The sequence below is a fragment of the Aquirufa originis genome (assembly GCF_042714495.1).
Classification (GTDB): Bacteria; Bacteroidota; Bacteroidia; order Cytophagales; family Spirosomataceae; genus Aquirufa; species Aquirufa originis.
The window spans coordinates 322,252-330,585 of sequence record NZ_JBBKXY010000002.1 but is presented as its reverse complement, the minus strand read 5'-3'; the positions used below and the strand labels follow the sequence as shown (position 1 = coordinate 330,585).

General features: G+C 43.0%; 9 protein-coding genes. 3 read left to right on the top strand and 6 right to left on the bottom strand.

Annotated elements, in window-relative coordinates; genetic code table 11:
* The first annotated feature begins 96 nt into the window (after positions 1–96).
* On the top strand, positions 97–351 hold the full coding sequence (locus SKC35_RS06830) for a hypothetical protein (RefSeq protein ID WP_377978644.1): 255 nt from the start codon (positions 97–99) through the stop codon (positions 349–351).
* A 373-nt stretch (positions 352–724) separates the two neighbouring features.
* On the opposite strand, the gene SKC35_RS06825 is transcribed toward SKC35_RS06830, so the two are convergent.
* Together SKC35_RS06825 and SKC35_RS06820 are read right to left on the bottom strand one after the other, a co-directional pair.
* Positions 725–1,834 carry a Fic family protein gene (locus SKC35_RS06825; protein ID WP_377978643.1) on the bottom strand — a complete coding sequence of 370 codons (1,110 nt, stop codon included), beginning with the start codon at positions 1,832–1,834 and terminating at the stop codon, positions 725–727.
* A gap of 120 nt (positions 1,835–1,954) precedes the next feature.
* Positions 1,955–2,098, bottom strand: coding sequence for a hypothetical protein (locus SKC35_RS06820; protein WP_252624775.1), 144 nt, complete (start codon positions 2,096–2,098; stop codon positions 1,955–1,957).
* 92 nt (positions 2,099–2,190) lie between these two features.
* Here SKC35_RS06820 and SKC35_RS06815 point away from each other — a divergent pair, with 92 nt between their 5' ends.
* Positions 2,191–3,240: an NAD(P)-dependent alcohol dehydrogenase gene (locus tag SKC35_RS06815; RefSeq protein WP_377978642.1), complete on the top strand. Its 1,050-nt coding sequence runs from the start codon at positions 2,191–2,193 to the stop codon at positions 3,238–3,240.
* A gap of 707 nt (positions 3,241–3,947) precedes the next feature.
* Here SKC35_RS06815 and SKC35_RS06810 read toward each other — a convergent pair.
* The 4 genes from SKC35_RS06810 to SKC35_RS06795 are packed head-to-tail and all read right to left on the bottom strand — an operon-like array spanning position 3,948 to position 7,520.
* Complete coding sequence (locus SKC35_RS06810) at positions 3,948–4,448, bottom strand: heme-binding domain-containing protein (RefSeq protein ID WP_377978641.1); 501 nt, start codon at positions 4,446–4,448, stop codon at positions 3,948–3,950.
* Between the two features lie 31 nt (positions 4,449–4,479).
* Positions 4,480–4,965, bottom strand: a complete 486-nt coding sequence (locus tag SKC35_RS06805; protein WP_377978640.1) for an asparaginase domain-containing protein — start codon at positions 4,963–4,965, stop codon at positions 4,480–4,482.
* Positions 4,966–4,968: 3 nt separating this feature from the next.
* Positions 4,969–6,351, bottom strand: coding sequence for a Kelch repeat-containing protein (locus SKC35_RS06800; RefSeq protein ID WP_377978639.1), 1,383 nt, complete (start codon positions 6,349–6,351; stop codon positions 4,969–4,971).
* Positions 6,352–6,362: 11 nt separating this feature from the next.
* Positions 6,363–7,520: an AraC family transcriptional regulator gene (locus SKC35_RS06795; protein ID WP_377978638.1), complete on the bottom strand. Its 1,158-nt coding sequence runs from the start codon at positions 7,518–7,520 to the stop codon at positions 6,363–6,365.
* Positions 7,521–7,727: 207 nt separating this feature from the next.
* Here SKC35_RS06795 and SKC35_RS06790 point away from each other — a divergent pair, with 207 nt between their 5' ends.
* On the top strand, positions 7,728–8,324 hold the full coding sequence (locus SKC35_RS06790) for a hypothetical protein (RefSeq protein WP_377978637.1): 597 nt from the start codon (positions 7,728–7,730) through the stop codon (positions 8,322–8,324).
* Positions 8,325–8,334: the final 10 nt, after the last annotated feature.

Genomic DNA, 8,334 nt, shown 5'->3' with positions numbered 1-8,334 from the left:
GAGTTTAGTTATTTAGTCCAAAAACTGTGCTTGGCGCAATTTTTGACAAAGAGTGATTTTGCGGTGATGTAGTTTTGATTGTTATTTCTCTTGTAAATGAAATCAATACGATTAAAGTACTGTACGGATAACGGTTGCACGTTTAAGTTTGTTAATCGGGCAAATCTTCAGCGCTTCGACGTAGTCGAAAAGAAAGGGTCTGTTTCTATTACGCTTTCTTTAAAGACGGGAGAATCGGTTTCGCTTTTAAGTAATGCGGAGACTATGGATGTATTTAATCAGCGCTGGTCGCGCTTTGAGGCTTCGGAAGAGATCTTTTTTGATCTCGCAGAGTTCGAAGTCATACGATAATTTAGAACACGGAGTTTCGAAACCCTTTGGCTACTGGCTGAAGGGTTTTTTCGTTGGGGGCGGCGGTCGGCGCGTTGCGCCTTAGTCGCCACTTCGTGGCTTAGTCGCGGCGGAGCCGCTTAGTCAATGAGTCGCCTACGGCTTAGTCATCGCTTCGCGATTTAGTCAAATATGTTGTTTGAGGCCTGTATGAGCACTATTACGTGAAATAAAGCTCGAGGTACGCAGAGGGCTTTTCAAGTATTGACAGAAAGTGTCAATAGTCCAAAAGCGGCTAGGGGGGCTTGAAGGTTTTCGAATATTATCATATTGGGAATCCACTATTATCGAAACTTGTAAATTTTGCAAGTTTCGATAATAGCGATGCGTGGTCTTAACTCAGGCGGTAGCGCGTACTGCGACCTCCCGCCTCTTCTTTTTGCAGGATGTTTTTAGAAAGTAGGTCGTTTAGGTCTCTGATGGCCGTGTCTTTTGAGCATTTACAGATTTTTGCCCATTTATCGGAGGTGAGATGGCCGTCGAAGCCGTCGAGGATTTTGTTGAGCATTCGCTTTTGCCTGTCGTTTAGGGTGATGAGGTTGTTTTTTTGCCAAAATTCCCCTTTTAACCATACGCGTTTTAATAGTGTGTCTGTTGATTTTAGCGCTTTGATGAGAGTTTCTAAAAACCAGTGGAGCCAGAGAGTGAGGTCGAGGTTTCCTTTTTGGGTTTTCTCTAAAATAGTGTAATAGGCATTTCTGTCCAGCTGTATTTGTGCCGAAAGGCTGTAAAATCGTTGCGCGCTGGTGTCTGAGCGTGCCATTAATAAATCCGTCACGGCGCGTGTAATTCGACCATTCCCATCGTCAAAAGGGTGGATGGTCAATAGCCAGAGGTGAGCAACGCCCGCCTTTATTACGGAGTCTAGGGTTTTATTGGTGTTAAACCAGTCTAAAAAGAGGGCCATTTCGCCCTCGATTTTCGAAGAATCCGGTGCTTGAAAATGGATTTTTTCCTTGCCAAAAGCTCCCGAAACTACCTGCATCGGACCCTTTTTATCTGTCCTCCATTGGCCTACCGAAATGGGGTACATTCCGGAACGCCCGGTGGGGAAAAGGGCGGAGTGCCAGTTGAAAAGCCGATCGGAGGTGAGTGGGTCGTTGAAGTTTTGGGTTGCATCTAACATCATTTCCACCACGCCATCCACGTGGCGATCAGAGGGAATCGAACCGGCAATTTCCAAACCTAACTGCCGCGCAATCGAAGAGCGAACCTGCTCCGCATTCAAGCGCTCGCCCTCGATCTCCGAAGTCTTCAGCACATCCAAGGTCAGGGTCTCTAAAAAAGCCTCCTTTTGTAAAGAAAAACCGAGGGCTTCCATCTTCCCCAAAATCCGCCCCTGCAAGAAATGCACCTCGCTTAGGGGCAAGATCAGCTGATCTAATCTCCAAGTGAAGTTAGACCAAGACTCGAGTTCGTGGATGTAGGTGCTTAATCGTTGCATAATGTGCAACGAATGTAGGGATTAATCGTTGCATAAATTCTTTTATGCCTTGATTTTCTTATTCTCGGCGGAGCCGCTAAGTCGTCCTTCGGACTTAGTCGAAAGGGTCATTAGTGGCTCTCAACGCTTCAATCGATATTTATCAGTAATTGCTTTTACCAAAGAAGATTTATAAATGAAATTTTTGGGGAGTTTAATCGCGCCTTTTAACAACAAGGTCTTTGCTTCAAATACTTCATTATGGGGTAATTTCTTAGTTGCCATTGTTTGTAGGGGTTTGAAATATTTTAGAAACATTTATATAATAAATCTACATATTTATAAGCTAAATTTACCTCATAATAATAAACAAGACTATGATAAAAGTACACGGATATGGCGCAGTAAATCCGCAGGCGCCCATTGCGCCGATTGATTTTGAAAGACGCGATGTAGGTCCCAAAGACGTAAAAATTGACATCCTCTATTGCGGGGTTTGTCACTCCGATATTCACATGGTGCGCTCCGAGTGGGGGCCGTCTGTTTATCCCATTGTTCCTGGCCACGAAATTGTGGGCACGATCACGGAAGTGGGAGCGGAAGTAACGAAATTTAAAGTGGGCGATTTAGCGGGTGTGGGTGTTTTTGTGGACTCATGCCGCGAATGTCCATCGTGTAAAAAGGGTCAGGAGCAATACTGCGACGAGGAGATGACGCCTACCTACAATGGCTATTACCGCGATGGGGTGACGCAGACTTTTGGCGGATATTCCTCGACTTATGTCATCGACGAAGCGTATACGTTGCATATTCCGTTTACCAAAGAGCTCGAGCGCGTCGCTCCTCTCTTATGCGCCGGCATCACGACCTATTCACCTTTGCGTTATGCAGGAGTGGGTAAGGGTCACAAAGTGGCGGTGTTAGGTTTGGGGGGGTTGGGCCACATGGCGGTGAAATTTGCGGCCTCTTTTGGCGCTGAAGTGACTATGTTGAGTACGTCACCATCGAAAGAGCAGGATGCCAAAGCCTTAGGCGCGCATCACTTCGCCTTATCGACGGATCCTGCAACCATGGAATCTTTGAAAGGCTCGTTTGACTTTATCCTGAACACGGTGGCGGCGTCACATGATTTGAACAAGTTTTTGGGCTTATTAAAGGTTGAAGGCAAGATGCTTTTAGTGGGAATTCCTCCAGAGGCGGCTCAAGTTTACGCGGCTACGTTGATTTCCAAAAGACGTTCCATCATCGGATCCATGATCGGGGGCATCGCCGAAACTCAAGAAATGCTCGACTACTGCGCGGAGCACAACATCCTTTCTGATGTCGAAATGATCAACATGAAAGACGTGAACGAGGCTTACGAGCGCGTAATCAAGTCGGATGTGAAGTACCGCTTTGTGATTGATATGAAGTCGCTGCGCGACTAGTCACGGCGATGCCGTTTAGTCGGCGCTATGCGCCTTAGTCGCTGCCGCTGCTACGCAGCGCAGTCAAAGAGTCGCCTACGGCTTAGTCATCGCTGCGCGATTTAGTCACCTTCGGTTTAGTCAAAAAGTCCCTTACTGCGCTTATTGGCACTTTTAGTTGAAATAACTCGCAAAGTATAAAAGTCGATTTTCAGGTATTGACAGATTGTGTCAATATGCGAAAATCGACTTTTTTAGTTTAGTCAATTTGTGGTTTTGGGATGGGGTAGTATGTGTCTTCATATTGTTTGACTAGCAATAATACTCTCTGTATGTTTACTCCGGCTATGCTGTCGACCGGATGGTTCTTGTCTAATTTTAGATCTAACCAATTCAGGCACTCTTGATATTCAATATCGGATTTGATTACTGTCAGTTTCATAGTGGTTTTTGATTTAGTGGTTTACTCTAATAGTGTATAAAACAAATTCAGGTATTGACAAAATCTGTCAATACCTGAAAAGCCCTCTGAGTACCTCGAGGTTTATTTCACTAGATAGTGCCATTAGAGCCTGCAGACGAACATTCGCCCTCCGCCCTCCGGACTAAGCCTTAGGCGACTCATTGACTAAGCGGCAACGCCGCGACTGAGGCGCACAGCGCCGAGCCGACTAAATCGCGCAGCGATGACTAAGCGGCAACGCCGCGACTAAGCTGCGCAGCAGCGCTTAGCCGCGCGGTCTTGGCTTCATCTTCAAACTATCCGCCGGATAGCTTGATTTCAACATCGCCATTTGCGACTTAGCCCAGTTGATGATTTTAGAGCGGTCTGCCTCTGATAATTTGGCATTACTATGTAGGCCAAAATACGTGTATGACGGCATCGGCATTTCGCCCTCTTCTACTTGTTCCACCACTTCCTCTAATTTGTGGTTTTGCACCGCGATCGGCATCTTCGTGAACGTCGCGAAATTCAAGTGCTTTTTACCATCATTCACATGGTGATCTAGCCAAAAACCAACCGGCTGAACCGAACTATACCAAGGATAGGTAGATTTATTCGAGTGGCAATCGTTGCAGGCATTTTCTAACAGGACCTTAACGTCTGCGGGAACCTCGTATTTTGTTTCCAAAGCGTAGGTGTTATCGTTCGAGAGATTTTTTTCTGTAGGAACGAATTGGATGGCGATTAATACAACGATTAATCCAACGATGATTTTGTTTTTCATGATTAACAGGGTTTTATGTAAATGCAAGGTATTAATTTATTGTTTCGAATTCACCTTTTTCTAGGTTCTTACGGACGTTATTCGTCGCAAAAATCTTACCATTCATCGAAATGTAAACGCCGGGCTCTAGAATTTGGAGGAATGCCAAAGCACTGCCCAGATTAAACATCCCATCCGAGCTACCAAATTTGTAGGGAATCATGGCGCCGGTGAGGACGATGGTTTTAGCCAAATTCTGCGCGGCCAAATACTGCGCCGTTTGGACCATCGTATCAGTTCCATGCGTAATTAAGATGCGATTAGCGCCGGCAGACGCGCAGGCAAACGATATTAATTGTCTATCCACGTCACTAAACTCTAAACTATCTTTCATGAGCAAAGTATCGATCGAAACATCTAATCGACTGCGGCCCTTTTCAAGCATCTCTGGCAGATGCGTGTCTTTAAAGAACAACGACCCATTTAGCTCGTTGTATTCCTTGTCAAAAGTGCCGCCGGTTACGAAGATTTGGATCATAGTTTACGAATTCAAAAAGGCCTCACTCACCCTAAAATACTGCTTGTTCAAACGGTATACTTTTAGGCGAGAATCGGTGTCTGATTTTTTGAAAATAATGAAATTGACATCGACTTGAAGGATGGCTTTTAGTTTCAAATTCAATTGACTTAAGAGGTCATTTTTCATCCGAATATTGTGGGAGAAATGGACGCCTTTTTGCTCTACTAAACCGAGTAATTCCGAGTTCGGAACGTCGTTATTTTTCAATAGGTATTTTAAAACAATAAGCTCTGTTTCTTCGAAATTAATCGCCGCTTTTCCCAGGTACAAGATGCCGTCTTTGTCCGTGATATAGTTAGCTTTTTTAGGATTCAGCAGAAGTAAAAAATAGATTAATAAGGAGATCAGAAATAAGACCAAACCAGAGATAAAGAGCATCCCATATTCCTCCCAATAATCTGTTTCTAAAAAGGTGGCTGAGGACTGTGGTTCTCCTAGAAAATCAGCTAAGGGAACAGCCAGTAAATCGATGCTAACAGTCGCGTGATTGTGATTAAAATAATAGAGTATATCGTTTTCTACAACGGGTTGAAACCGCTCGAATATTTTTGTGGAAAATGCTTCGTTTTGAAACGTATCGTACGTATTGGTGTCGAAGTTGATACGCAAAATTCGCCGTTCTTCTGTGAAGGCAAAGTAGTTATTTTTGTCACGAAAATTCTTTGTGTTATTGCCAAAAAACAAGGACGTTTTACCCCTCTTTTTCCACGTTTTCGTGCGGAGGTTAAATTGCCAAAAATCTTGTGATTTTTCTAGTTTTAAATAGTCTAATTCATTCGTGGTAACACCATTAAATAGGTATAAGTTTTCGCCGTTTTGGTATAGATTTACATCAAATAAACCAGGAGGAAAATTCTTACCTTGAACAGGGGAATAAATCTCCCATTCTTTGGACTTTAAATCAAAATAGGTGAAGAAATTTCTAGCGGACCAAAAGCCATAACCTCCAAAGCGAAAAATGCGATTGTCATACACAAAATCAGCACTATTAATCTGCATCTTATGTTCATAGGATTGGTCAATTCGGATAAGCAGATTATCCTTCATTTCATAGACTTCACCCCCTAAATGATGCGAAAGATAGAGGCGTTTATCGATCTCAAATAACCCATATGATACAGGAATAAATTTCCTCGAAAACGTACTATCTGTAAACTTAAAATAGACTGGCTCAGATAGCGTCATCTCTGGAATTTTAATCCGGGAATAACGATTTTTTTCGATCACATAAATGTACGGTTTCGCGTAAGCATACAGAGTCGTAGCGTTGTTTGCTAAGCTGATTTGCTCCGGCTTTGCCGCGAAATAAATGAATAACAATAAAAAGAAGTATAGCTTTTTCATGTAGCTTAAAATTAAGCTAATTTTTCCAAATATTGGCTAGGCGTCATCCCTGTTTCGGCTTTGAACGTCGCATAGAATCCAGAGCGCGAGGAGAAGCCAGACTGGGCGCCTATTCCATCGATGGACAGGGTATCTGCCGTTCCTGCTTTTAATAATTTTTTTGCGTGCTCGATACGTACTGTAGAGCGGTAAGCCGTGAATTTTTTCTGCAGGATCATGGTGAAGCAATAAATGATGTGGTGCTTCGGGATGTCGAGTTTTTCCGAGATATCTTCGATATCGAATTCAGGATATAAATAAGGTTTCTCGTTGTTGATGTAGTCGACGATGAGTTGAGCGGTTTCTGCCAAAGGATCAGCCGAATCAGCCGCCATGATAGTTAGTTTAGCCGCCTTTTTAGTCGAGGTTGCGATAGGCATCCCATACAATATTTGCGGGAAGAATACGATTAAAATGAGCGGTAGCAATGCGAAAGCAATTCCAGAAATGTTGTAGGTAGGTGCAGATTCCATAATGACGCTGCTAACAGGCGCATCATACAGATTTAGCGTCATCACAAGGAAATTCACCGCCACGATTAAGGTGACTAAAATGAGGGTAAATAACCAGTTATAAACGAGTTTATTTTGCTTGTTTGCCTCTAAGTTTTTCCGCTCTCTCCGATGGTATTTTTGCAGAAGGAAAACGCTGGCGATAGCATAGATAATCACTAAACTGGGGCGCGTCACAAAGGAGATACTAGGCGGAATAAAGAAGCCACTTCCTAGGGTGCGAACATTGTTGATATTTTCATTGATCAGCCTTGCCGTTTGCAATTTAAAGTCAAATGTGCTGAATAGATAAGGGGAAATATTGATGGCCTGAAGGAGAAAAGGCAGCAGATGTAGGTAATCTTTTTTGGAAGAAAAGAGGCTTTTATCCGTAATCGTATTTCGCGTGTATACATACAGCATCGGTCCCGGTAAATACCATAAAGGGGATAAGTTACCGTAGAAGATAGCTGTCCAAAAATCGTCGTGGTGGTAAACCGTGAAATAATGCGTCAGGCCATATGTGGAGAATATCCCGAAAATCCCTGTTAATAATAACGCATTCGGATTAATGCGCCAGTTGTAAATGGCGATAATCGCAGAGGTGATGATAGAGAACAGGGAGACGTATAAAATCATTTAATCAATGAATGGCTTGCAATTTAGCAGATTAAACTTACACTATTTTTCAAAAGTCCAAAAAAATATCAGTCACTGACTAGTCCAAAAAAACACATTTTGGACTAAAACCGTTTTATCCTATAAAGAACAATCGCATTATTAATTCGAATTTTACTTGTTGAACTAGGCCAAAACCACATTTAATGGCCATTTACAAGGAAAATTATGAAAAGAATTATGCTTCTTTTGTTGTTCGTAGCGAGCTCAGTATCAGCTCAAACATGGAATTTGTCTGTAGGGGCGAACACAACAAATTTTGTTTATACGGATTCGCAGGGAACCAATCCCACTTTTTTAAAACCAAGTTCTGGGTTTAACATGACTCTCGGTTATGAGAAATCGATGTCCCGTCGTTTCCAATACGATCTAGGCCTTGCCTACTCGCAATACAACGCGGTGGGTGATGTGCAGAACATTCCTTTTTCCTACCAAACCGATTTCATGGGTCTTTCAGGCGGTATTGGCCCGAAGTTAGAATTCAGAAATGATTTCACCCTAATGCTGAAAGCGCGAGGTGCGGTCCAAAAAATGATTAACGGCAACCAGTTCCTACAAAACCACTATGAAGATTTATCGGAAGATGATCAGTTCAAAGGACTTCGCTACTTCGTGGGCTTTTCCCTCGAATTAGAAAAGAAAGTCAATTCAAACTTGTACGTATACACGCAATATCAACATTTAGACACCATTCAGTTCGGCACTTCAACCCTGAACTTTGTACCCTCGACGGTCTCTTTTGGCATAAAGATTCAGTCGAAATAGCGTTTGTTTT